Origin of the sequence: Gemmatimonas groenlandica, from assembly GCF_013004105.1 — a bacterium.
GTDB lineage: Bacteria > Gemmatimonadota > Gemmatimonadetes > Gemmatimonadales > Gemmatimonadaceae > Gemmatimonas > Gemmatimonas groenlandica.
The window spans coordinates 3,620,176-3,641,956 of sequence record NZ_CP053085.1 but is presented as its reverse complement, the minus strand read 5'-3'; the positions used below and the strand labels follow the sequence as shown (position 1 = coordinate 3,641,956).

Here is a 21,781-nt window from a genome sequence, read left to right as displayed (position 1 = left end):
AAGCTGGAACCGTTCCTATCCCGTCAACGCAGGCCGACGTTCAGCGATAGCGGACGCCGCCCCGCATCACGAACGTCACCCGCCGCGTCGCGCCGATGTCGCGCGAGGGATCGCCATCGACGGCGATCAGATCCGCTTCGTAGCCCTGCACGATGCTGCCGATGCGGTCACCGAGGCCGAGCGCGTCGGCACCGACACTAGTCGCCGAGATGATCGCCGCCATGGGTGACTGACCCGACTTCACGCGACAGAGCAGTTCGTCGGCATTTCGCCCATGGGCGAGGGCTACGGCGTCGGTGCCGAACACGATCTTGAGCTTCGGGACGCGCAGCGCGCGCGCATACATCGCGCTGGCCGTGGGGATTGCCGCCTTCAGTGGTGCGAGTGTGGAGTCGGTGAAGCTGTAGGCGTCGGGATGGTCGATGTAATTCTGGAATACGAGACAGAGCTGCGGATCGAAGATCGTGCCGTGCTCCGCCATGAGTGTGAGCTCGGCATCGGTGACGAAGATGCCATGCTCGATTTGCGTGCATCCACCGAGTACCGCCGCCCTCACGCTCGCCGCACTGATCGCATGCACCAGCGTGCGCAATCCCAGCGATTTCGCCTCGCCGCAGATTGCCGCGATCTGCTCGTTGGACAGCGTCTGCGCACCGCCCGCGCCCAAACCGCTGGACGCAAACAGCTTGATCAAATCGGCACCCTGTGCCTTGAGCCCGCGTACGATGACACGCATGGAATCGGGCGACGGACGCGTGCTGTTGATCGGCGCGAGCGATGTGAGCAATCGCGGCCCCGGAATGCGCCCGCGGGAAATGGCATCACGCAGCTCGTCATCTTCCGGTCCACCGATGCTCTGGATCGTGGTGAACCCCGCCATCAGTGTTGCGTACAGGTTGCCGGCCCGCGCCAGCGCGGCCTCGGCGGGCGAATCACCACTGCGGGGCGAATTCCGCTTTCCCTGCTTGTCGACGTACCAGCCGGGATGGGTGTGCGCGTCGATCAGCCCGGGCAACAGCGTCGCCGCGCCGAGCTCGATGCGGGTCGCGCCCGAGAGCGTGATGGGCTTCGTGCTCACCCGCTCGATGCGCCCCCCCCCGCACGACCACCCACACATTGCTGAGACGCCCGCCACGCCCGTCGAGCATGGTACCGGCGTGAATGACGGTGAGCGAGTCGGGGAGTCCGCGTGAAGCGCGAGCCGGCTTAGGGAAAAGGCTGAGGAGGCAACCGGCCAACAGGGCCACGGAGAGGATCAGCGCGCGTGGATTCATGAGTGGTGTGATGGATGTTGGCTATCGGGGCGCGCGCACGAACCGTCGCATCCGGGCGGCAAGGAACTCGGCGGCCCGCCACTCGCCGTAGTACCAGGGATTCCACGGACGCGTACCGGCCGTGAATCCGACGTGTCCGCCACGGGACGGGAATTCGAGCTCGACGTGCGGGTTCTCAGACACCTCGCGCGTGACCTCCTGCAGCACATCAGACGGCAGGAACGGGTCGTCGACGGCGCTGAGCAGGAGGGTCGGGACTTGAATCCGCGCCAGATACCGCAGCGAACTGGCGCGGGCATAGTAGTCGGCCGCGTCGCGAAAGCCGTGCAACGGTGCGGTGAAGGCATCGTCGAATTCCCAGAGCGTGCGGGCCTGCTGCACCCGGCGCAGCCCCGCCAGCTCGGGATGCCGATCGATCTTGGCCAGCGCCTTCGGAATCAGCGACTTGAGAAAGAACTTCTCGTAGATCGCGCCGAACCCCCGACCGATATGCCGCGAGGCCCGGGCCAGGTCGAACGGCACCGACATCGCCACGGCGCCAACGACCTGCTCGGGCATGACGTCACCGAACTCGCCGAGCAGTTTGCACAGCACATTGCCGCCCAACGAGACGCCCATCAGGCCGAGGGGCGCATCGGGGAATTCGCGGGAAATCTGCTCGACGACCCAAAGCGGGTCGGAGGTTTCGCCGGAGTGGTAGCTGCGAGGCAGTCGATTCGGCTCGGTGCCGCAGGTCCGGAAGAGCAGCAAATCGGCCGCCCATCCCCGCTGACTCGCCTCGCGGAACATGGCGCGGGCATAATGCGAGTGCATGCCGCCTTCGAGCCCGTGAAAAAGCAGCAAACGCGGCGCGGCCGCTCCATCGGCACTCTCCAATCGGGCGATCTCGACGAAGTCGCCGTCGGGGGTGTCCCAGCGCTCCACGCGGACCGCCAACTGGGGCTCCCGGCGGCCGATCCGTCCCCACAGCGTGGCGCTGTGAGGATCTGGAAGCCACCAAGCTGGCCGATAGGGGCGCGATGTCGTGGACATGGAGACAATATGTAGAGTGTTCGGCAAGGTTCCTTCCTCTGTCACCCCCCCACGTGATCTCGCGCCTCCTCAGGAACCTGACTTTTCAGGTGCTCGTCGCCGTCTCGCTCGGCATTCTGCTGGGCGTCGTCGCCCCGGATACCGCCAAGTCGCTCAAGCCCCTCGGCGACACGTTCATCAATCTCGTGAAGATGGTGATCACGCCGATCATCTTCCTCACGATCGTGCACGGCATCGCGAGCATGGCGGACCTGCGCAAGCTCGGACGCGTCGGCGGCAAGGCGCTGCTGTATTTCGAGCTGGTGTCCACGCTCGCCTTGGCGATTGGATTGATCATCGTAAACGTGACGAAGCCGGGCGCCGGTCTCGACATCTCGACCATGCAACTGGGCGACGTGAGCAAGTACACGACGGCCGGTGCGCAACAGAGCACGCTCGAGTTCCTGCTGCACATCGTGCCCAGCAACATCATTGCGGCGTTCGCGAGCGGTGAGTTGCTGCCCGTCGTGTTCTTCTCGGTGCTCTTCGGCGTCGCGCTCACGGCGGTGGGTGACGCGGGACGCGACATCGCCGATCTGCTGGTGCGATTTCAGGCGGTGTTCTTCAAGATCGTGTCGATGGTGATGGTGCTCGCGCCGATCGGTGCATTCGGTGCGATGGCCTACACGGTGGGTACCTTCGGCCTCAAGACGCTCATCCCACTCGCGCGCCTGATGCTCGACGTCTACCTGACGATGGCGGTGTTCGTGTTCGTGGTGCTGGGTCTGATCTGCCGCGCGTACGGCTTCCGCATCTGGAAGTTCCTGCGCTTCATCAAGGACGAGATTCTGTTGGTGCTCGGCACGTCGAGTTCCGAAGCGGCGCTGCCGCGCATGCTGATCAAGCTCGAACAGTACGGCTGCGCGAAGCCCGTCGTGGGGCTGGTGATCCCCACCGGCTATTCGTTCAATCTCGACGGCACCAGCATCTACCTGTCGATGGCCACGATCTTCATCGCGCAGGTGTACAAGGTGGACTTGAGCATCTCGCAACAGATCACGCTCCTTGGCATTCTCATGCTGACGAGCAAAGGCGCCGCCGGCGTGACCGGGTCCGGCTTCATCGTGCTGGCCAGTACGCTGGCCGCCACCCGCACCGTACCGGTGGAGGGCGTCGCGCTGCTGCTGGGCGTGGACCGCTTCATGTCGGAAGCGCGGGCGATCACGAACCTGATCGGCAACGGTGTCGCGACGCTGGTGGTGTCGCGGAGTGAAGGCGCGTTCGACGATGCGAAAATGGCATACGCGGATGCCAACCCGGGCGCGGTGGCGAACGTGTGATTTCCCACCGGAAGTAGTTTAGGTGCCAAGGTGTGGGAGTCGGGGGGAAGTACGGCTTCGGACGGTCCGTACGCACCGCTTCCGCTAGACTTCCACGCGTTCGCCCCCAAACAGCTCCCCCCGGGAAATCACACGATGGACACCGTGACCCAGCGGCAACTCATGCTTTCGGGCGCGCGCTACAACTCGCGTGATCCCGAGTTGCTGGCGCTGGCCCACCGGGCGCGAGCGCTGATGCGCGAGTATGCGGCGGTTCCCTCCACCGATGCTGTTTGGCGCAATCGGGTACTGACCGAGCTGCTCGGTGCGGTCGGAGACGGTGTCTGGATCGAGCCGCCGTTCTTCTGCGATTACGGCGTGCACATCAGCATCGGCGCACACACGTTCGTCAACGTCAACGCGGTCTTTCTCGATTCTGCGCGGATCACCATCGGCGAGAAAGTCTTGATCGGACCGGGCGTGCAACTGCTCACCGCGTTTCACCCGCTCCGCGCCGAGGAGCGGCTGCCGGCGTCGTGGACGCCGGACTCGGGGCTCTCGCCGTACGTCACGCAGGCGGCGCCCATCACCATCGGTGACGGCGCATGGATCGGTGCCGGTGCGCTGGTAATGCCGGGAATTACGATCGGAGCGCGGGCCGTGATCGGCGCGGGTAGTGTGGTCACCAAAGACATCCCGGCCGATGCGGTGGCGTACGGCAACCCGGCCGCGGTGGTTAACGTGTGATTTCCCACCGGAAGTAGTTTAGGTGCCACCGTGTGGGCGTCGGGGTGAAGTACCGCTTCGGACGGTCGGTACGCACCGCTTCCACCTGTCGCCCACACGTTCACCCCCAAACAGCTTCCCCCCGGAAATCACACCATGGAAACCGTGGTCCAGGTTTTTGGCACCAAGAAAAGTGCCGACACGCGAAAAGCGCAGCGCTTCTTTCAGGAGCGCCGCATCAAGGTGCACTTCTGTGACTTGGCTGAGCGGCCGGCGTCCATCGGGGAGCTCAAGCGGTTCACGCAGAAGTTCGGCGTGGACGCGGTCATCGATCGCACGTCGAAGCGCTTTCTCGATCTCGGGTTGCGTCAGGCGCTGTACGGCGAGGAGCGTTGGCTCAGCATCCTCGCCGATGAGCCGTTCATTCTGAAGCAGCCGCTCGTGCGGTTCCAGAACAAGGTGTGCATCGGTGTCGACGAGAAGCTGTGGAAGGAGTGGCTCGCGTCGTAGCGCGTACTGTCGCGATTTAGCGCGAACTAGCGCACGCGGTGCACCGCGTACCAGAGCGAGGGCAGTGCCGCGCTCCATGCCAACAGAAACCGATTGAGTCCGAAGAGTGCCGCCGTGGCGGTGTGAAACGTGAGCGCCATGGCCATCAGCGCGATACAGGCGATGCGATCGAACCACGCCAACGGAGCGAGGCACTCGAAGGCGATGACGCCTGCGGACGCGATGCGCAGCGCGAACAGGTCGTTCGGGACGCGACGCTGCGCCCAGGCCGGTACACCGTACGCCGGCAGCGCCAGAAAGGCCGAGAGAGCCCGTCCGCTCCACCAGCTGCGTTCCTTCGCTTTTACGATGCCGGCGCGCACGTACGACAGTGTGAGCTGCGCCGCGATGTAGAGCACACCGCCCTCGTGGACGACGCTGGTCACGTTGGGGAGCTGCGCCACCGCGAGCCCACCGAGCACGGTGAAGAGCATGGCATCGCTGCCGCCGTTCACGTTCCCGCGGAAGCGTAGGGCCGCCAGCCACGAGGTGAACGCCAGCGCGGCGGCAGCGACGCAACCTGCCGTGGTGCCCGGCGCCACGGCCAGGATCACCGCGAGTGCGAGCTGCGCCACGAGGACCACGAGGAATGCGCGCGGGCCGAGCAGCAGACCCCAGACGCCCCACCGCGGCGAAAGCAGCGGCGCCCGCCAGACGCCACGGTCGGACAGCGCCTGCCGCATGGTGATGAGCTCGAGTGCGTTCACCGCAGCCGCCAGCGCCGCGATGCGGCACATCCAAACGATGGTCGTGGTCAGCAGGGCCGGGAGTTCGCTCACGATGTCCCGCGAACGTTCGTGCACAGCAGGCGGTCGCTCTCGTACACGACGTGTATGACGCCATCGTCGTCGTCGGTGACGATCAGCCGAAGCTGCCAGGCGTCGCGCCCGTCGGTCGACGCCGCCAGCGCATGTTCGGCCAGCGCATGTTCGGCCAGCGAGGTAACCAGGCTGAGCGACTCCTGGCAGGCGGCGGAGCGCTCTCCCAGTTCGACGAGCTCGGTATACCAGCGCTCCACGAGTGTTTGGGCGGCGAGCGTCTGGGTGCCTGCAGGATTGAACACCACATGCCACCAACGGCGCGGCGACGGGCGAATAACATGCTGCCACGAGCCAGTCGTGCCGCTATCCGGAAGCAGTCTGAGCTGGAGCGTGGGCGGCAGACGGGCTTCATCAAAGAACGCCCACGACGGAAACAGCTGACGCAGCAGCGTCGAGGATGGCGTCGGCATGGCTGAAATGTACGCCGCGAGCAGAAATGGACCGTCCCATTGACAGGTGTTTTCCTGACAGCAGAAATGGGGATACCCTGATAACCTGGCGGGTTCGGTCCACGCAGACTGCGGACAACGGAGGTGGATATGCGAACGCGAATTCCGAACGTCTCGCAGCGACCGCTGATGGCAGGCGTCTTTCCGGTGGAGTCAAGCGACGCACTCGCCGCCGCGCTGTTGAGTGACGCCTCGCGACGACGAGGGGCCCGGTTTACCGGTGAGCCCATTCGCATTGCGGTACTCGATCGCAATCAGCTCATGCGACAGGCGATGACGGCGCTGCTGGCACGTGATCCGCGGCTCCATGTCGTCGGTGATTCGTGCGACCTCGAGCAGTGCATCAGCTACGCGACGCATCGAGCGGCGCAGGTCGTGCTGCTGTCTGCCGAACCCGACGTCGCGACCGTGATCAAACAGGTCACCGCGCTGGCGGCAGTGCCGCTCGGTCCGCACGTGATCGTGCTCAACGGTGAGCAGCAGCCCGAGGAAGTGCTCGACGCATTCCGCGCCGGGGCCTTTGGCTATCTGCCATGGAGCGCCTCAGTCACCGAGCTGATCGAAGCGATCGAGATGGTCGCGGACGGTATGAGCTATGTGTTGCCGACGACCGCAAAGGCGCTGGCCACCGGGCTCCGTACGCCCCCGAAGGCGGTCGCGCTACCAGAGAGCTCGCGTCTCGACACGTTGAGCGCACGCGAGCGAACTGTGCTCGAGCGCATCGCGCGCGGTTTCAGCGGGCCGGAGGTCGCCGAGCAGTTGGGCATCACGGTGAAAACCGTGGACACCTATCGGCATCGCATTCACGAGAAGCTCGGCGTGCATCATCGCAGCGACTATGTGCGGATCGCCCTCGACAATGGTCTGCTACTTCGAGAGCCCCATAGCCCCTGATACCGTGTGAGGCCTTCGCCGGACAGACGCGCTGAGGGTGCAACCCGAAATTCTGCGTCCGCGACGCATTCCCCGCACGCCCACACGGAGATCCTGATGTCTACTTCAATGCCGCGCTTGCTCGACGCACATTCGTTTGCTCCGCTGTCACCGCCGGCGTCGGCTGCGCGCACGGTATTCGATAACGGCGTCGAAGCGGAGATCAGCGTCATCACCGATCGGCACTGCGTGATGCGTGACGACCGCGAGTTGCTCGCTGCGTCACTTCGTGCGCTGCGCGATGCGTCAAACGTGCCGAAGGGTCGCGTGGTCGTCAGCGTGAACAACGGCACGGTCGTGCTCGATGGACGCACCTCGTACTACTACGAGCGCGCGGCGGCGGAGTGCGCGGTGCGCTTCCTGGACGGTGTGCGCTCCGTCGAGAACCACATTTTGGTGGAGCCGCCCGCGCTGGCGCACGACGTGCGTGTGTGTATTGCCGATGCGTTGCTTCGCACCGCTGTTGACGAAGCCACTCAGATCGCGGTGCAGGCGGTTGGGGGGACGGTGATACTGCAGGGCATCGTGTCCTCGTCTGCGGAGCGCGATGTGGCTGAGCGTGCCGCACGGACGGTAGACGGTGTGCGCACCGTGATCGACAACCTGATCGTCAGCACCTAGCTGTGTTGCCTCACCTTCTCCCCACCGGAGCCGACAATGTCGACCCATGCGCCGAACATTCGCACTGCGACTGACATTTCGAACACATTCGAACCGACGATAGCCCCAGCTGGCCCGATTCTCGTCGCCACCGATACGTCGCCCGCGTCCGATGCCGCGTTTCCCATGGCGCGCCTGCTCGCGGCCTCAGTGCACGCACCGGTGGAAGTCGTGAGTGGGCTGCGACCGAACGCCATGCCGTTGTACGCGTACGAGCCCGTCCCGTATTGGACGCAGGCCGAGCCGTATATCATGGAAGGTCGCCAGTCGGAGATCGAGCGGCAGATGGCGCGTACGACGCCCATCGGCACGTCGTGGCCCGTGCGCGTGCGCGTGGGCGAGCCACTCACGGAGATCGTGGAAGATGCGCGTGCCATCGGCGCGCGCGTGATCATCGTTGGTCGCGGACGGCACTCCGTGCTCGCCCGGGTGTTCGGTGGCGAATCAGTGTTGCGGCTGCTGCAGCTGAGCGATGCGCCGGTATTGGCCGTCGAACCGGGCTCGGACACCCTGCCGAAGAATGTGGTGATCGCTACCGACTTCAGCCCATTCAGTCTCTATGCGGCGCAGGTTTCCATGGGCCTGATTGCGCCGGCGGCGACCGTTCGGCTGGTGCACGTGGGTCCTACGCTCAGCGAACCCGACGCGGCAGACGCGGCCATTGTGGATGGGTACAGGCAAGAGATCGCCAAAGGATTCGCGCTGCTGAAGGAGCATCTCGAGCCGCGCGGTTTCATCGTAGAGACCGTGTCGCTGCAGGGTAGTCCGTCGGAGCGTCTGCTCGAATATCTCGAGTCGGCGCATGCCGATCTCGTGGTGACCGCCACCCACGGCTACGGCTTTCTGCGCCGCATGGTACTGGGAAGCGTGACCTCTGAGCTGGTGCGCTCGGCGCCGTGTTCCGTCTTGTGCGTGCCTGGACGCGCGCAGACGATCGCGGCGGCCCGCGCCGAGTCGAGCGGAACGCAACAGACCCACAGCTACGCACTCGATGTGCTCGACGCCGCGTTGAACGCCTTCACCACGAGAAACGCGGGACGCTCCTGCAGCATCGAGATGGATCGCGACGACTTCGGTGCGCAGTCGCTGGGGCACGGTATGCCGCTGGTCGGTGCCACCTATGACAAGCACGATCGCAGCATCGCGCTGATGTTCGGCGCATCGAGCCTGCTGGGTGAGCATCTCAGTCACCGCATGCAGGGCTGCGAGTCGGTGCACACCATCTCGAATGCGAAAGGCCGCGATCAGGTCATGCGCATCGTGCACGAAGGTGGTCAGACGTTGCTGTTGCTCGACTGAGTGGCGATAGTCGAATCGCTATTGCTGTAATCCGGCGGCGCGTGACAGGCGGTCAACCTGCCGCAACACTGCGCCGCCGGTCGCGCTGTCTCCCACCGCCCGCGAGGCGAAGCCCAACAGTTGTCCGGTGATCACGTACGCGGCCGGTATCGATACCGACGGCGCGTCGATCCACGTACCCTGCGCCAGCAAGGCTCCAGGTGCGCCGTATGTCTGCCAGAGGGCGCGCGTACGCTCGAGATCGAGGTGACCACCGGGATAGGCCAGATACTCCGGGTGCGAGGCGGCGGGTTCGTTCAGCAGCCGCTGCGTGAGTCCCTGCGTCACCACGTAGTCGTTCAAGCCGATGCCGCGCGGATAGCCGCCAATCGAGAAGTGAATGGGCCGCGCTGGGAAAGTCGACTTGATGAATTGCAGTACCATCAGCTGATCCCGTGTGAGATAGCCGGCCGGAATGACGGCATCGATACCGGCGTGCTGGAATCGCGCCGGCTCCGGCAGCTGGAGATATGGCGGAATGGCGTCGGTCTCTGCGGCCGTGAGTGTTCCGAAGGCGGTCGCGGGCGTGTTCGTGCGCAAGGCGCGATAAGCCGCAATGCCACTGCCGTCGTACGGCACAGGCGGGCGATTGAGCAGCTGTCGTGCGTACCAATCGGTATTGAGATATGGCACGAGGGCAATGGTGACATCGGGCCGCACCCCCTCCACGAACTGCGCATACCAGACGGGAAAGGAATCGTTGTCGCCGTTGGTGATGAGCACGCCGTTGGGTTCGACCGATTGCAGTAGGTCACGCGCCCAGAGCGCCGTGAACGCCTGTCCGCGCCGCGAAGCGGACGCGCCGTTCAGCATCACGGGCACCAACGCCAGCGACATCACGACACTGGTGCGCGCCCACGTGACGCGCCGGGCCAGCTGTTGCCACAGTGCGCCGAGGCCAATACCCACCCACACGCTCCAGGTAGCGAAGCTCCAGAGGTAGAAGTAGTCGCGATCGCGGACTTCGCGATTTACGCTGTCGCCAAGCTCCGGTGCCTGTGAAGCGCCGTACTTGAAGTTCAGATACACGATCAGCGCCGGTGTCAGCGTGAAAATGAGTGGCGCTACGAACGCGAAGGTTGCACGGTCGCGCTGGAAATGGCGTACACCACCGAACAGGCCGAGCGCGAGCACGCACAGCGCGACCAGTTGCTGTACGCGCGGATGCTGCTGCCACGCGTCGCGCATCCATTGCCATTCGAAGTACTGCCACCACATGCCGACCTGCGCACCGATCGGCGCCTGTCGCACCGCGACGTTGTGTCCGCCGTACTGCTCGCGGCTCACGTTCGACATCAGCTTCGTCCACGTCTCGGCGCTGAACGTACACGATAGCTCCGGCGCACCGACGCAGGCGGTGGGTTCGCCCACATTGATCACCGGGCGATGCGCGGCGCGAATGGGCTGAAACAGGAATGGCGTGAGGCCGACGCCCAGCAGCAGCGCGACCGCACTCAGCGTGCGCCAGCGTAGCAACGTGCCAGGACGGCGCAACAACACGAACAATCCGACCGCAGGTACCGGCAGAAAGCCGGCGGGGTGATTGGCATAGCCCAACCCGCACAGATACGCGATGAGCACGAGGAATGCATCGTTTCGCGTGTCGTGCCAGCGCAGCGCACACCACGCCGATGCCGCGAGGCCCAGCATGGCGACGGTGTACACTTTCTCGTTCACGACACTCTGGTTCCACACCGTGAAGGCGGTGGCACCGATCCACGCGGCGGCAGCAGCGGTGACCAGTCGCGGCACGCGCGGCATGTCGAATTCGTGCAGCGATCGATGCGCGACGAGAAACCAGCAACCGGCCGACAGGGCACTGGTGGTGGCGGCCAGCAGATTCACGCGCGCCGCATACGTCAGCGATACCGGTAGGAGCGATGTCGCTTGCGCGAATGCGTGGGCCAGCAGCACGAACATCGGATTCCCCGGCGGATGCGGAATACCGAGTACTTTGGCCGCGGCGATGTACTCACTGGCGTCCCACATTGCGGTGGTGGGCGCGAGCGTGAACGCATAGAGCGCGAGGACCGCGAGCGACACCACGGCCGCCGCGCGGTACGGCGGCGCGCCGGCTTCCTGACGCTCCGCACCGAGGGCGCCACCGGCGACGAGGATCGCGAGCGGCACGCAGACGACGTAACCGATGGTGAGGAGCGCCGCGGCCAGATCGGTGCCGCCGCGCCATAGGTCGGCATAGCCCGCCATGAGGGTACACAACGCGAGAAGCGCGCAGCCAGCGGGGGCCCCGCGCGAGCGGAGAGCGTGAAGCAGCATGAGGAGTGACTAGTTCTGAGCGGGGAGTGGCGCGGCCGGAATAACCCGCTCGCGCATCGGTGTTTCGCTCGCGTCGCTGACCACGAACGCGAAGTCGAGGGCGTCGCGGGGCACCAGCACACGCGCCCGCCATTCGTCGGAATGCCGCGAGGCGCTGGCCATGGCGGTGCTCCCGCGATGCCAGCCGTTGAACGTGCCGATGACTTCGGCCGCGCCGATATGTGGTCCGCGAATAGCGAACTGCACGATCCGCAGGGTGTCGAGCAGTCGTGCGCCGAGCGAGTCGGGGGCGCCGACGGCGGGTACGACGGTGTCGCCAAGGACTACGGCCGATGTCTGCATCTGCGCCATCACGGCCAGTTGGTCACCGCGATGCACCGACACCATGAAGGCCAGCACCGCGGTGAGCAACACGCTGCCGGCGCCGGTGAGCGAGCCACGGCGAAACCAGCGCGACGCCCGCACGGCGGCGGCCGGTGCCGAGAGCCGCCGCGGCGCCGGGAGGCCGCGTACGGCGCGCATGATACCGTCCCGCGATCCGGCCCGACTGGTGACCGGGGTGCGCAACGCGTCGATCGCCCAGCCGGGAAGCGAAGGAGGGATCTGGTCAGTCATGAGACTCAGGCATGGGACTCAGGCATGAAGGTGCTCCGCGAGCAGGGCGCGCAGTCGGGTACAGGCGCGTTGCACGCGCATCTTGAGGGCGGACACGCCGACCCCGGTGATTGACGCCATCTCGTCATAGCTCAATTCGTCGGCGAAGCGCAGGACGACCGCTTCCCGGTGTTCGGGGCTGAGCAGGGCCAGCGCCTGGGCGAGATCGGTCCGTCGCTCGGCGGCTTCATGATCAGTCGCCGCCGTAGGCTCCGCAGCGCCCCCCTCAATCTGCTCAGATGGTTCGGCGTCGAACCGTGCATACCGGGACATACGGGCGGAGCGAGTGCGACACTGGTTCACGAGGATGCGCAGCAGCCACGCCCCGAACGCGCCGTCACCGCCGCTCTCGCCACCGGCGTTGTCGACACCGACGTCTCTGGGCCGATAGCTCCCGAGATGCCGGTAGGCGCGCACAAAGGCGTCCTGCACCGCATCCTCGGCGTCGTCGGAATCGCCCAGCAGGTGCGTGGCCACGCGCAGACAACGGGCGTGATACCGGTCGACGATCAGCGCGAAGGCGTTGACGTCGCCGGCCAGCACCCGTCGGATAATCGTGGCGTCGGCCGTGGTGGCCTGTGGCGTGGGCATGCCCAATAACTCGCGGAAATCGAGGATCGTCACAAGTTGGGGGAAACCAACTTGGAGATCGCGTGGCTGGCTACTCCGGTACACCGCTGGCGAAGAAACTGGGCATCGTCGAGGGCACGGTGGTGCATGTGGTACACGCGCCGTCGCACTATCAGTCGTTGCTCGCACCGCTGCCGCCGTCAGTGTGCTTTCTCGCGCGGCTCGCGCCTGCGGCGCAGGTGGTGCACTTGTTCACGACCGAGCGCGCTGAACTCGCGTCGAAACTCACGGCGTGGCGCACGGCGCTGCCCGACACGGTGGTGATCTGGGTGTCGTGGCCAAAGAAAAGCGCCAAGGTCGCGACCGATATCACCGAGGATACCGTCCGCGCCGTGGCACTTCCCTTGGGGTTCGTCGACGTGAAGGTGTGCGCCGTCGACGAGGTCTGGTCGGGTCTTAAGCTCGTGGTGCGGAAAGCACTCCGCGACGGCGGGTGACGGCCACTGACTACATGTGCATGCCGGGCATCATCATCGCCGGCGAGATCGAGACCTGGCCCATGAAGCAGCGGATCGACGATGCCGCCGTTGTCGTCGCCAACAGCACGTAGTGGTACGTGCCCTGCGGAAACTCCGGCGTGGCACTGGTTACGCCACCACACTGGTCGAGATTCGCCGCCGTGAGTTGCTTGCCATTGATGTCGCGATCGCCGTAGATGGGATAGCCGTCGAACGCCACGCCGATGATGTGCGACGGTCCGCCGTCAGTATCCACCATCGAGGTCACGCAGGGCGGCAGCGCGTGGTAGTGGTACGCGCCCATCGGTGTGGGATGTCCGTTGCAGACATCGAGGAAGGCGATGTTGGCGCCAGCGGCATTCTTCACGGTGAAGTTCGACGCCATCGCGACGGTCGTGCCGTCCCCTTCGTACGGATTGAAGAGGGCGGCGCCGGAGATCATGACACCGATGGTGCCCAGATTCGTTGACGTGGGCGAGGCGGCCTTCTTCGGCACCAGTGGAATCTGGAAGTCATACGACTGCGCAGCGGTGGGATCGGCCCCGGCATACGCGCTCGTCGCGCCGGGCACCCGCACGCCAGGGTTGGGCAAGGCATATTGTGCCTGCCGTGCATGGTTCGGGATTCCGTTCGACCGATAGCGCATCGCGCCGTTGGCAAACGAGACGGTGACATTGCTCCCCCACTTGGCCGACTGCAACCCGGCCTGCGTGGAGGTGGCCGAGCTGTCGGTGCTCTCGGTTTCGGTGGCGGTGCTGCTGTCGGCGCAGGCACCGATCATGGTCACTGCGACCGCGCAGGTCATGCCGCAGGCGATGATCGCGCGGCGTGTGGACAGCGAGTGAGCGAGACGTGTCATGTAGGCTCCCGGAAGTGGTTGGGTTACCGGTTCGACAACCGATCCTTCCCGCTCATTCCATTTCAGATTGCTCCGACTCGGCGGCCGACCGGATGGAATGAACGCCGCGCCGTGATTGTCCAATCCCGGTGCTCACCTTTCTCATCCACGATGTCATCACTGTCCGACGATATCCTGCTGGACCGCGCCCGGAGCGGCGACGAGGCCGCGTTTCGCGCGCTCGTCGAACGCTACGAGCAGGCCGTGGCGTCGGTGGTGATCGGGATGCTGGGCGCGGGCGACGATGCGGACGACGTCGGTCAGGAAACGTTCATTCGATTCTCGGCCGCGATCTCGACGTTTCGCGGCGAAGCAGCGCTCGGAACGTATCTGCGGCGCATCGCGATGAATTTGTCGCTCAACGCGCTCAAGCGACGACGACGGTTCTCGCTGCGGCTCGTGAGTCGCGATCACGCCACGACACCGCTGCATGAGCCGGTGGTGGACGCGTACGACGCCGAAGGTGCTGAACGCGTGGCCGTGGTGCGACGGGCCGTTGCGCAGCTGGGTGAGAAGCAGCGCAGCGTGGTGGTGCTTCGTTTGCTCGACGGACTTTCCACGAACGAGACGGCCGAGGTACTGGACCTGCCACCGGGCACCGTCATGAGCCGACTATCTCGTGGCGTGGCTGAACTGCAACGACGGTTGGGTTGGTACGCGAACGACAGCAAGGAGCAACGCAATGCGTGATGACCACGGGCATGATCTGACATCCGAGCCAACCGAGAACGAGCTGCGTGTGCTGCGCGAGGCCGCCGGCCACGTGGCGTTTGCGCCGGGCTTCGCCGATCGCGTCATGGCTCGGCGGGCGGCGACCCGCGCCGCTGGCGATTCGTCTACTGATTCGTCTACCGATGCGTTGCAGTACGTGTTCGTGCGTCTCGCGCCGCTAGCGGCCGCCGCGGTGCTGGTGTTGAGCACTGTGAATCTCATGAACGCCAGCGGTCGCGGTCAGCCGATTCTCGATCGGTTGTTCGGCTTGCCCACGGTGACACTGGCATCGGCCTACACACTCGACGGTGCGCTCACGAGTTGGGGAGAAACCAATCGATGAAGATGGACCTGAGGTCGACCACGATCGTGGGCGGCACGCTCGCGTTGGGGATCGTGCTGGGCCTGGTGTTGCAAGGCACGTTGCAACGTCGACGCAATGATCGCATGGGTCAGCTCCGACATGAACAGGGCTTCGTGCGACACATGGAGTCGATTATCCAACCACGAGCCGACCAACGCGCGGTCATCATGCCTCTGCTGGAGAAAACGGGCGCTCGCAATTCGCAGATCATCGGTGCTGCGCAGGCTGAGTTGCGATCCACGCTCGAGGCGATGCGTGCGCAGCTCGAGCCCGTGCTCGATGCCGATCAACGGAGACGGATGAATGAGATGGGACGACTGCCCGATCCGTTTCGACCGCCTCCGGGTGGTGGGCCTCCGGGTGGTGGGCCTCCGGGTGGTGAAACGTCGAGAGGCGGCCCGCCGGGTGGCGGACCGCCTCCTAGTCCCGAGCGTTGACGACTCGGGACGGTCGTTCGACCAGGGCCTACGCTCGTGGTGCGGAAACAACTCCGCGGCGTCGACGGGCTATGACGCCGACGGCGGCCAGCCCAGCGGCCATCAGCAGCATTGAGGACGGCTCGGGCACGGTAGTGACGAAGCCGCGGATTTCGCCGCCGCCGGCGAAGGACGTGTGAATGTTGAGGTAGGCCTTGCCGGCATTCAGGCCTGTCGCAAAAATGGCCTCAGCAGAGGCTGGCGTGCCGCCGTTGGCTGTGATGAAGGCAGGATTCCACGAGCTGGCCAACGTGAGATCGAGAAGGTTCGCGTAATTTCCGCTAGTTACACCGAGTGGAAATCCCGCAAACGTTGGCGTGGTGCTTGCTACCCCCGCAGTACCGGCAAGCGCGGCCGCGGTGCAGCAATGCAAGTGCGAAGCAGTGGTGGTGCCCGTGAGCCCCGAGAACGAGACGTTGATGCTCAGCGTGTGCGCCACGTTATCGTAGACAAACAGCGCGAAGCCGGTGCCCGCTGACGCGACCGGCGGAGATTCATTCGGTCCACTTAGCGTCGCACTGAACGTCTTAGGCTGCGCCATCACCGTCGTAGACGCCGAAGCGAGCCCGAGTGCCACACCAATGCTCAGGCTGCGAATGTTGAAACGATCCATGAACTCCTCCGTCGAAGTCGGACGCGCGCGTCGCCCAGGTGACGACCACGGAGGCACTGGCAGCATGACACGAGCCAGCACTACACCTTTGGTCCCACAACCTTCATTTCCACGCCTTCACGATCGCTTCACCGATCCGACCGATCACCGCGTTGCCTTCGGCGTCCACCCAATAGCGCGTGTCAGTGTTCTCTTTGGTGAGCACGCAGGCCACCACGCGCGCCGGCAACGAGAACACGCCGCAGTCGGTGCGTGACGCATCCACGTCGCCGCTCTTGTGCGCCAGCTGCGTGCCATACGTAAACCGCGCCAGCTTCGAGTCGTCCTGATTGTTGGCCAGCATGCCCAACATGGTCGAGTCGGCGAACGGGCTCACCGCCTTCCCCTGCGCCAACAGCGTGAATAGCTGCGCCATCTCATTCGGCGTGGTCACCCCCAGCCCGTATTTGGCCGAGCTGTCGGGCGCGACGCTCGCAATGCGCGTCATCGAGCCGCTGTGCACTTTCGTGTGCGCGAGCCCCAGCGCCTCCATCTTCTGCCAGACGCGCCGGATCTTGATACGGTCGAGCAACAGATTCGTGGCGGTATTGTCGCTCAGCGTGCTCATGAGATAGGCCACGTCCCAGAGCCGCAGCGTGAGTGGCGTGCGCAGATACTGCAGCTGGCCGGCGCCGCCGACTTTGTCGATGTCGGTGAGCACGATTGGATCGTCGAGCGTGAGCTGCTTCTTCTCCGCCAAGTCGAACAGCGTGACGAGAATCGGCACCTTGATCAGCGAGGCCGTGGAGAACGTCTCGTTGCCTCGTTGTTCGAGATGCTCTCCGGACTCGAGGTTGGTGATGCTGTAGCCGACCACGCCGCGATGCGCCGCCGACAGACTGTCGAGCGTGCGGCGGAGCACGGCTGACTTTGTGCTCTGGGCACCGAGGTCGCGGCGGGCGGTGAGCAGTGACAGCGTGCAGCACAGTGCGAGGACGCCGCGCACGACGCGGGTGGGACGAACGGACATAGCGGCAGACTCCGGCAGAGCGAACGGGAAGGGCGACGCCCTTAATGTGCGCCTGGTTGCTTCGCGGGGGGAGCGTGCTACGATCATCATATGCCTCGATTCCTCTCGACCGCGCTGGCGTCGATCACGATGCTGGCAACCATATTCGTGCCGTCGATGCTGGCCGGCTGCAAGAGCGCGCCCACGGCCCCCGGCTTCCCTGAGGGCACGGTGCGAGTGCTCTTCATCGGCAACTCGCTGACGTACACGAATGACCTCCCGGGCATGTTCGCGGCGGTCGCGCAGCAGGCCGGACGCACCGACGTGCGGGCGGCAGGCGTGGCCTTTGCCGACTTCGCGCTCGAGGACCACTGGGCCGAGGGTACGGCGCTGTCGTCGTTGGCGAAGAACCGGTGGGAGTACGTGGTGATGCAGCAGGGGTCGTCGGCGCTCGCGGCCAGCCAGAGCAACCTGCGCACCTGGAGCCTGCAATTCGATTCCAAAATCCGGGCTGCCGGTGCCACGCCGGTGATGTACATGGTGTGGCCGACGGTCGACCGGACGTTCGATTTTCCTGCCGTCCGTGAATCGTACACGAACGCCGCCTTCGCCATCGACGGCCTCTTCGCGCCGGCCGGTGATGCGTGGGTGGCCTACGGCAATCTCAACGCGCTCTATGCGGCCGACGGACTGCATCCGACCACTGCCGGCACCTACCTCGCCGCGATCGTGCTGCTGGAACGACTCACCGGCATTCGAGTCGAGCTGCTACCGGCCACGATTCCGGGCTCGGCCATCGCCCCGAACGACGTGCGTGCACTGCAGCGAGCCGCGCGTACGGCGCTCGATCGCAATCCCGCGCGTCCGCGGGCGGTGCCGCAATGACGGCGACTTCGACAGCCGACTTCGCTAAGTTCGAACACTCATTCGGACACACGATCCGGCAGCCGAGGCGATGATGGAGATCTACAAGCAGTTCACGTTCGAAGCCGCGCATCGGTTGCCGAATGTGCCACCGGGGCACAAATGCGCGCGGCTGCATGGGCACTCGTTCGAAGTGACCGTCCACGTGCGGGGGCCGCTCTCGGCCCACGAGGGATGGGTCATGGACTTCGCCGACCTGAAAGCGTCGGTCAAGCCGATCATCGAGGAGCTCGATCACTACTACCTGAATGACATTGCCGGGCTCGAGAATCCGACCAGCGAAGTCATCGCCCGGTGGATCTGGCGTCGTCTCGCGCCGGCGCTCCCGGGACTCAGTCAGATCGTCGTGCGGGAAACGTGCACGTCGGGGTGCGTCTACCGCGGCGAAGACGAGTAGCGAACGCCGGCTAGCGTTCGAGGGTGCGGGTGATGATCTCGACGAGCGTGTCGATCGACATCGGCTTTTGTACCACGTCCACGACATTCGCGCCGCGCGGATCGTCGGGGCTCACGTCGCGGCTGAAGCCGGTCATGAGCACGACGGGAATGGCCGGATAGCGCACGCGCAGTTCCTCGGCGAGGCGATCACCCGACATGTTCGGCATGGCTACGTCGGAAAGAATGAGATCGGGGCGGACGGAGCCGTGATCGAGCAAACGCAGGGCGTCGAGGCCGTCGTGACTCGTGACGACGGTATAGCCGCGCCGCTGCAACGCCTTGGCGAGCGCGCGTGAGAGCGCCGGCTCGTCGTCAACCAGTAACAGCGTGCCGCCCGACGTCGAGACGGCCGACGTCTCGGGCATACGTGGCGTCGGCTCCCGACTGGCCAGCGGTAGTTCGATGCGGAACGACGTGCCTTCGCCCGGAGCCGTGTCCACCGAGATGGTCCCACCGTGCGCGAGCACGGCGCCGTGTGCGACAGCCAAACCCATGCCCGTGCCCTCGCCCACCGACTTGGTGGTGAAGAAGGGCTCGAAGATGCGCCGCGCCGTGTCGGGCGGCATGCCGATGCCATTGTCCTGCACGGTCAGCACGGCGAGGTGACGACCACTTGCGTCGCGTTCGGTCTGTAGCGTGACCGCAATCGCCGGCATGGCGATCGACCGCACCGCATGCTCGGCGTTCACGCACAGATTCACCAGCACCTGCTGGAGCTCGCTCGCGTTCCCGGAAATGATCACGGGTTCCGGCGGAAGCGCCACTTCGAGATGCACGCGCGCGGTCATCGTGGAGCGCAGCAATCGAACACTCTCCACCGCGAGGGCGGTGAGGTCGATCGCGCCGTGCTTCGTATCCGTTTGCCGGCTGAACGTCAGAATCTGTCGGATCAGCTCTCGGGCGCGCAGGCTGGCGATACTGATCGACTCGAGCTCATCGATCACCACGGCTGGCACGTCGGGTTCGCCGAGCGCGAGATCGACGTTGGCCACGACCACTGCCAGCATGTTGTTGAAGTCGTGTGCGATGCCGCCGGCGAGTGCGCCCAGCGACTCCATCCGCTCGCTCTGCTTGGCCTGCGTGGCCGAGCGGAGGCGTTCAGTTTCATCGTCCACGGTGCCCACGAACCCAGTGCGGCGATCGCGCTCGACGACGGCCGACAGCCAGAGGCGAAGCGCGCGCACCTCGTCATTCCCGTCAGCGCCGACACGCTGGATGCGAAACTCCGAGACCAGATCGGCACCGGCCTGCGTGGCCCGTTCAAGCTCGGCGGACACCCGACCGCGATCCTCGTGATGCACCTGCCTCAAGATACCGTAGCTCAGGAGCTCTGCGGCGGAGAGGCCCAGCATCGATGCGAGTCTGTCGTTCACATACAGGTAGTTGCCGGCCGGATCGGCCAGAAAGATGCCGAGCGACGACGCCGACGCGAGGGTGCGGAAGCGCGACTCGCTCACGCGGAGCGCGTCCTCGCTCATAATGCGCGCGGAGACATCATGCGACACCACCGACACGCCGTACACGGCGCCGGCCTGATCGATCATCGGGCTGATGGTGTGGTCTCGGGCCGCAACCCTGCCGTCTACCGACGAACGCGTCTCGCCCTGTACAGGGTGGCCCTGCAGCGCACGGTCGTACCAGGATTGCCAGAGCGCCCGCTGTTCTGGATCGGCACTGAGCTCGAGCACGTTGTCACCGATCTCTGCGCGACGTCCGGCGAGCCGCTCGATCGCCACGTTGAACGCTTCGTTGCCGCTGAGCAATCGGAAGGCGTGATCCAGGGACCAGATCGGAGAGGGCGTATTGTCCAGCACCGCGCGCAACCGATTCCGTTCATTCACGAGCTCGCCGACGAGCCGCCGGTAGAACTCATCGGGCGCCGGCGCGATCGGTTGCGGTGGAAACGTGAGCCGTGGGGCCGGACTCGGTCGGCGTGGCGACAAATCCACCGCGTAGCCTATCCAATGGTCCGGCTGGTTGGGAATGAACGCGCACACCAGCAGCACCGGGACGCGCGAGCCGTCCTTCCGGAAGAACTCCTTCTGGTAGGGCACCGTGAAGCCGCCGCTGGCGGCGGCCTGCCGCATGCCGGCCTCGTCGAGGTGCAGGAACTCGGGCGGGGTCATGACGCGCCAGTCGATGCGGCCGGCCGCGAGGTCGTCCTGCGTATACCCGATTATTCTCAGGAAGGCGTCGTCGGCAGCCGTGATCTGCGGCCCCGCGCCCCACATAACGCCGACTGGCGTATCGTAGGACGGCGTAGCCGGGAACGGTGCACTCATGGCAGCAACCAGCTGAAGACAGGCAGGAGCCGACCTCCGTACGTCCGGAGCTCAGGCCAACTGAACGATAACCGTATAACTATGACGGAAAGTATGCACGCTTCGGCGTCGCCTGGTCAGTACGCATTGTCGCCGATCGTGGCCGGCGTGTGGCGCCTGGCGGATTGGACGTGGAGCGCGGCGGAGCGTCTGACGTGGATCGAGGGCTGTCTCGATCTCGGTGTCACCAGCTTCGATCACGCCGACATCTACGGCGGCTATCGGGTCGAGGAACTGTTCGGCGAGGCGTTGGCGCTGTCGCCGAGCGTGCGGGAGCGCATGCAGCTGGTGAGCAAGTGTGGCATTCGGCTACGTCATCCCGCCCGCCCGGCGCACCGGATCAAGCACTACGACAGCTCGGCGTTGCACATCATTGCCAGCGCCGAGGAATCACTCCGCCTGCTGGGTACGGACTATCTGGACGTGCTGCTGTTGCATCGCCCCGACCCGCTGATGGACGCCGACGAAGTGGCCCGCGCGTTCGACGAACTGCGCGCGTCGGGCAAGGTGCGCTATTTCGGCGTCTCGAACTTCACCCCGGCGCAGTTCGATTTGCTACAAAGTCGTACGCCGTTGGTGACGAACCAGATCGAGTTGCATCCACTGCATCGCGCGCCGCTCACCGACGGCACGCTCGATCACTGCCAGCGCCGGCGCATCCGCCCCATGATCTGGTCACCACTGGCCGGCGGCAAGCTGTTCACCAGCGAAGACGTCGCCGCCCGCCGCGTGCGCGGCATGCTGCAGCAGATCGCGGCGACGCACGGTGTGAGCGCGGCCACGATCGCCTTCGCGTGGCTCCTGCGTCATCCGAGTCGCCCGATTCCCGTGGCCGGCTCCGGACGGTTGGAGGCGATGCGCGAAGCAGTCGCGGCGCTTTCTGTTCGCCTCGATGCACAGGAATGGACGGAGATCAATACCGCGGGCACGGGGATGGACGTGGCCTGAT

The 21,781-nt window shown here is 65.3% G+C and carries 24 protein-coding genes; 13 read left to right on the top strand and 11 right to left on the bottom strand.

The annotated features are described in order from the left end of the window. Nucleotides 1-40 precede the first annotated feature (40 nt). The gene (locus tag HKW67_RS15540; RefSeq protein ID WP_171226260.1) at nucleotides 41-1,078 is read right to left on the bottom strand and encodes an amidohydrolase family protein; all 1,038 of its coding nucleotides are present in this window, start codon (nucleotides 1,076-1,078) and stop codon (nucleotides 41-43) included. Nucleotides 1,079-1,295: 217 nt separating this feature from the next. After that, nucleotides 1,296-2,306: a hydrolase gene (locus HKW67_RS15535; RefSeq protein ID WP_171226259.1), complete on the bottom strand. Its 1,011-nt coding sequence runs from the start codon at nucleotides 2,304-2,306 to the stop codon at nucleotides 1,296-1,298. 56 nt (nucleotides 2,307-2,362) lie between these two features. Between HKW67_RS15535 and HKW67_RS15530 the strand changes: the two genes are divergently transcribed. From HKW67_RS15530 to HKW67_RS15520, 3 genes are all read left to right on the top strand, one after another. Further along, entirely contained in the window at nucleotides 2,363-3,625 is a 1,263-nt protein-coding gene (locus HKW67_RS15530; RefSeq protein ID WP_171227692.1) for a dicarboxylate/amino acid:cation symporter, read from the top strand. 144 nt (nucleotides 3,626-3,769) lie between these two features. Next, the gene (locus HKW67_RS15525) at nucleotides 3,770-4,351 is read left to right on the top strand and encodes a sugar O-acetyltransferase (protein ID WP_171227691.1); all 582 of its coding nucleotides are present in this window, start codon (nucleotides 3,770-3,772) and stop codon (nucleotides 4,349-4,351) included. A gap of 135 nt (nucleotides 4,352-4,486) precedes the next feature. Then, complete coding sequence (locus tag HKW67_RS15520; RefSeq protein ID WP_171226258.1) at nucleotides 4,487-4,840, top strand: arsenate reductase family protein; 354 nt, start codon at nucleotides 4,487-4,489, stop codon at nucleotides 4,838-4,840. 26 nt (nucleotides 4,841-4,866) lie between these two features. Here the strand turns inward: HKW67_RS15520 and HKW67_RS15515 are convergent, their stop codons facing one another. Further along, complete coding sequence (locus HKW67_RS15515) at nucleotides 4,867-5,658, bottom strand: hypothetical protein (RefSeq protein WP_171226257.1); 792 nt, start codon at nucleotides 5,656-5,658, stop codon at nucleotides 4,867-4,869. Next, entirely contained in the window at nucleotides 5,655-6,110 is a 456-nt protein-coding gene (locus tag HKW67_RS15510) for a hypothetical protein (protein WP_171226256.1), read from the bottom strand. Before HKW67_RS15510 ends, HKW67_RS15515 begins: the two co-directional genes overlap by 4 nt. Before the next feature lie 129 nt (nucleotides 6,111-6,239). On the opposite strand from HKW67_RS15510, the gene HKW67_RS15505 reads away from it, so the two are divergent. The 3 genes from HKW67_RS15505 (at nucleotide 6,240) to HKW67_RS15495 (ending at nucleotide 9,041) form a co-directional block, all read left to right on the top strand. After that, nucleotides 6,240-7,043 (top strand): response regulator transcription factor, encoded by an 804-nt coding sequence (locus HKW67_RS15505; RefSeq protein ID WP_171226255.1) that lies wholly within the window; start codon nucleotides 6,240-6,242, stop codon nucleotides 7,041-7,043. A gap of 96 nt (nucleotides 7,044-7,139) precedes the next feature. Continuing rightward, the gene (locus HKW67_RS15500; RefSeq protein WP_171226254.1) at nucleotides 7,140-7,703 is read left to right on the top strand and encodes a BON domain-containing protein; all 564 of its coding nucleotides are present in this window, start codon (nucleotides 7,140-7,142) and stop codon (nucleotides 7,701-7,703) included. Nucleotides 7,704-7,739: 36 nt separating this feature from the next. Further along, nucleotides 7,740-9,041 carry a universal stress protein gene (locus HKW67_RS15495; protein ID WP_171226253.1) on the top strand — a complete coding sequence of 434 codons (1,302 nt, stop codon included), beginning with the start codon at nucleotides 7,740-7,742 and terminating at the stop codon, nucleotides 9,039-9,041. 18 nt (nucleotides 9,042-9,059) lie between these two features. Here the strand turns inward: HKW67_RS15495 and HKW67_RS15490 are convergent, their stop codons facing one another. From HKW67_RS15490 to HKW67_RS15480, 3 genes are read right to left on the bottom strand one after another with little or no spacing between them, the layout of a single operon-like run. After that, nucleotides 9,060-11,357, bottom strand: a complete 2,298-nt coding sequence (locus HKW67_RS15490; protein WP_171226252.1) for a glycosyltransferase family 117 protein — start codon at nucleotides 11,355-11,357, stop codon at nucleotides 9,060-9,062. Between the two features lie 9 nt (nucleotides 11,358-11,366). Next, nucleotides 11,367-11,972 carry an early set domain-containing protein gene (locus HKW67_RS15485; protein ID WP_171226251.1) on the bottom strand — a complete coding sequence of 202 codons (606 nt, stop codon included), beginning with the start codon at nucleotides 11,970-11,972 and terminating at the stop codon, nucleotides 11,367-11,369. An 18-nt stretch (nucleotides 11,973-11,990) separates the two neighbouring features. Further along, nucleotides 11,991-12,602, bottom strand: coding sequence for an RNA polymerase sigma factor (locus HKW67_RS15480; RefSeq protein ID WP_171226250.1), 612 nt, complete (start codon nucleotides 12,600-12,602; stop codon nucleotides 11,991-11,993). Between the two features lie 62 nt (nucleotides 12,603-12,664). On the opposite strand from HKW67_RS15480, the gene HKW67_RS15475 reads away from it, so the two are divergent. Continuing rightward, nucleotides 12,665-13,078 carry a DUF3052 domain-containing protein gene (locus HKW67_RS15475; RefSeq protein WP_171226249.1) on the top strand — a complete coding sequence of 138 codons (414 nt, stop codon included), beginning with the start codon at nucleotides 12,665-12,667 and terminating at the stop codon, nucleotides 13,076-13,078. 10 nt (nucleotides 13,079-13,088) lie between these two features. Here HKW67_RS15475 and HKW67_RS15470 read toward each other — a convergent pair whose 3' ends face one another. Continuing rightward, nucleotides 13,089-13,958 carry a YHYH protein gene (locus HKW67_RS15470; protein ID WP_171226248.1) on the bottom strand — a complete coding sequence of 290 codons (870 nt, stop codon included), beginning with the start codon at nucleotides 13,956-13,958 and terminating at the stop codon, nucleotides 13,089-13,091. A gap of 150 nt (nucleotides 13,959-14,108) precedes the next feature. Here HKW67_RS15470 and HKW67_RS15465 point away from each other — a divergent pair, with 150 nt between their 5' ends. Genes HKW67_RS15465 through HKW67_RS15455 form a run of 3 tightly spaced genes read left to right on the top strand, consistent with a single transcriptional unit; the run spans nucleotide 14,109 to nucleotide 15,509 of the window. Beyond that, nucleotides 14,109-14,687 carry an RNA polymerase sigma factor gene (locus tag HKW67_RS15465; protein ID WP_171226247.1) on the top strand — a complete coding sequence of 193 codons (579 nt, stop codon included), beginning with the start codon at nucleotides 14,109-14,111 and terminating at the stop codon, nucleotides 14,685-14,687. Next, nucleotides 14,680-15,051, top strand: coding sequence for a hypothetical protein (locus HKW67_RS15460; protein ID WP_171226246.1), 372 nt, complete (start codon nucleotides 14,680-14,682; stop codon nucleotides 15,049-15,051). Before HKW67_RS15465 ends, HKW67_RS15460 begins: the two co-directional genes overlap by 8 nt. Beyond that, nucleotides 15,048-15,509 carry a hypothetical protein gene (locus HKW67_RS15455; protein WP_171226245.1) on the top strand — a complete coding sequence of 154 codons (462 nt, stop codon included), beginning with the start codon at nucleotides 15,048-15,050 and terminating at the stop codon, nucleotides 15,507-15,509. Before HKW67_RS15460 ends, HKW67_RS15455 begins: the two co-directional genes overlap by 4 nt. Before the next feature lie 28 nt (nucleotides 15,510-15,537). Here the strand turns inward: HKW67_RS15455 and HKW67_RS15450 are convergent, their stop codons facing one another. Continuing rightward, nucleotides 15,538-16,161: a CHRD domain-containing protein gene (locus tag HKW67_RS15450; protein WP_171226244.1), complete on the bottom strand. Its 624-nt coding sequence runs from the start codon at nucleotides 16,159-16,161 to the stop codon at nucleotides 15,538-15,540. Nucleotides 16,162-16,264: 103 nt separating this feature from the next. After that, nucleotides 16,265-17,170 (bottom strand): serine hydrolase, encoded by a 906-nt coding sequence (locus HKW67_RS15445; RefSeq protein ID WP_171226243.1) that lies wholly within the window; start codon nucleotides 17,168-17,170, stop codon nucleotides 16,265-16,267. Between the two features lie 90 nt (nucleotides 17,171-17,260). On the opposite strand from HKW67_RS15445, the gene HKW67_RS15440 reads away from it, so the two are divergent. Next, a complete protein-coding gene (locus HKW67_RS15440; protein WP_171226242.1) occupies nucleotides 17,261-18,034 on the top strand; it encodes an SGNH/GDSL hydrolase family protein in 774 nt (257 codons plus the stop codon). A 73-nt stretch (nucleotides 18,035-18,107) separates the two neighbouring features. Beyond that, nucleotides 18,108-18,470, top strand: coding sequence for a 6-carboxytetrahydropterin synthase QueD (queD, locus tag HKW67_RS15435; RefSeq protein WP_171227690.1), 363 nt, complete (start codon nucleotides 18,108-18,110; stop codon nucleotides 18,468-18,470). Between the two features lie 10 nt (nucleotides 18,471-18,480). Here queD and HKW67_RS15430 read toward each other — a convergent pair whose 3' ends face one another. Continuing rightward, on the bottom strand, nucleotides 18,481-20,793 hold the full coding sequence (locus tag HKW67_RS15430; RefSeq protein ID WP_171226241.1) for a hybrid sensor histidine kinase/response regulator: 2,313 nt from the start codon (nucleotides 20,791-20,793) through the stop codon (nucleotides 18,481-18,483). An 81-nt stretch (nucleotides 20,794-20,874) separates the two neighbouring features. Here HKW67_RS15430 and HKW67_RS15425 point away from each other — a divergent pair, with 81 nt between their 5' ends. Continuing rightward, on the top strand, nucleotides 20,875-21,780 hold the full coding sequence (locus HKW67_RS15425) for an aldo/keto reductase (RefSeq protein WP_171226240.1): 906 nt from the start codon (nucleotides 20,875-20,877) through the stop codon (nucleotides 21,778-21,780). The last annotated feature ends 1 nt before the right edge of the window (nucleotide 21,781 follow it).

What these genes read in the sequence shown, in the direction of transcription:
- HKW67_RS15535 (WP_171226259.1), bottom strand. Translation starts at nt 2,306, where the DNA reads ATGTCCACGACATCGCGCCCCTATCGGCCAGCTTGGTGGCTTCCAGAT.
- HKW67_RS15520 (WP_171226258.1), top strand. Translation starts at nt 4,487, where the DNA reads ATGGAAACCGTGGTCCAGGTTTTTGGCACCAAGAAAAGTGCCGACACG.
- HKW67_RS15510 (WP_171226256.1), bottom strand. Translation starts at nt 6,110, where the DNA reads ATGCCGACGCCATCCTCGACGCTGCTGCGTCAGCTGTTTCCGTCGTGG.
- HKW67_RS15505 (WP_171226255.1), top strand. Translation starts at nt 6,240, where the DNA reads ATGCGAACGCGAATTCCGAACGTCTCGCAGCGACCGCTGATGGCAGGC.
- HKW67_RS15500 (WP_171226254.1), top strand. Translation starts at nt 7,140, where the DNA reads ATGTCTACTTCAATGCCGCGCTTGCTCGACGCACATTCGTTTGCTCCG.
- HKW67_RS15495 (WP_171226253.1), top strand. Translation starts at nt 7,740, where the DNA reads ATGTCGACCCATGCGCCGAACATTCGCACTGCGACTGACATTTCGAAC.
- HKW67_RS15490 (WP_171226252.1), bottom strand. Translation starts at nt 11,357, where the DNA reads ATGCTGCTTCACGCTCTCCGCTCGCGCGGGGCCCCCGCTGGCTGCGCG.
- HKW67_RS15485 (WP_171226251.1), bottom strand. Translation starts at nt 11,972, where the DNA reads ATGACTGACCAGATCCCTCCTTCGCTTCCCGGCTGGGCGATCGACGCG.
- HKW67_RS15480 (WP_171226250.1), bottom strand. Translation starts at nt 12,602, where the DNA reads ATGCCCACGCCACAGGCCACCACGGCCGACGCCACGATTATCCGACGG.
- HKW67_RS15470 (WP_171226248.1), bottom strand. Translation starts at nt 13,958, where the DNA reads ATGACACGTCTCGCTCACTCGCTGTCCACACGCCGCGCGATCATCGCC.
- HKW67_RS15465 (WP_171226247.1), top strand. Translation starts at nt 14,109, where the DNA reads ATGTCATCACTGTCCGACGATATCCTGCTGGACCGCGCCCGGAGCGGC.
- HKW67_RS15460 (WP_171226246.1), top strand. Translation starts at nt 14,680, where the DNA reads ATGCGTGATGACCACGGGCATGATCTGACATCCGAGCCAACCGAGAAC.
- HKW67_RS15455 (WP_171226245.1), top strand. Translation starts at nt 15,048, where the DNA reads ATGAAGATGGACCTGAGGTCGACCACGATCGTGGGCGGCACGCTCGCG.
- HKW67_RS15450 (WP_171226244.1), bottom strand. Translation starts at nt 16,161, where the DNA reads ATGGATCGTTTCAACATTCGCAGCCTGAGCATTGGTGTGGCACTCGGG.
- HKW67_RS15445 (WP_171226243.1), bottom strand. Translation starts at nt 17,170, where the DNA reads ATGTCCGTTCGTCCCACCCGCGTCGTGCGCGGCGTCCTCGCACTGTGC.
- HKW67_RS15440 (WP_171226242.1), top strand. Translation starts at nt 17,261, where the DNA reads ATGCCTCGATTCCTCTCGACCGCGCTGGCGTCGATCACGATGCTGGCA.
- queD (WP_171227690.1), top strand. Translation starts at nt 18,108, where the DNA reads ATGGAGATCTACAAGCAGTTCACGTTCGAAGCCGCGCATCGGTTGCCG.
- HKW67_RS15430 (WP_171226241.1), bottom strand. Translation starts at nt 20,793, where the DNA reads ATGAGTGCACCGTTCCCGGCTACGCCGTCCTACGATACGCCAGTCGGC.
- HKW67_RS15425 (WP_171226240.1), top strand. Translation starts at nt 20,875, where the DNA reads ATGACGGAAAGTATGCACGCTTCGGCGTCGCCTGGTCAGTACGCATTG.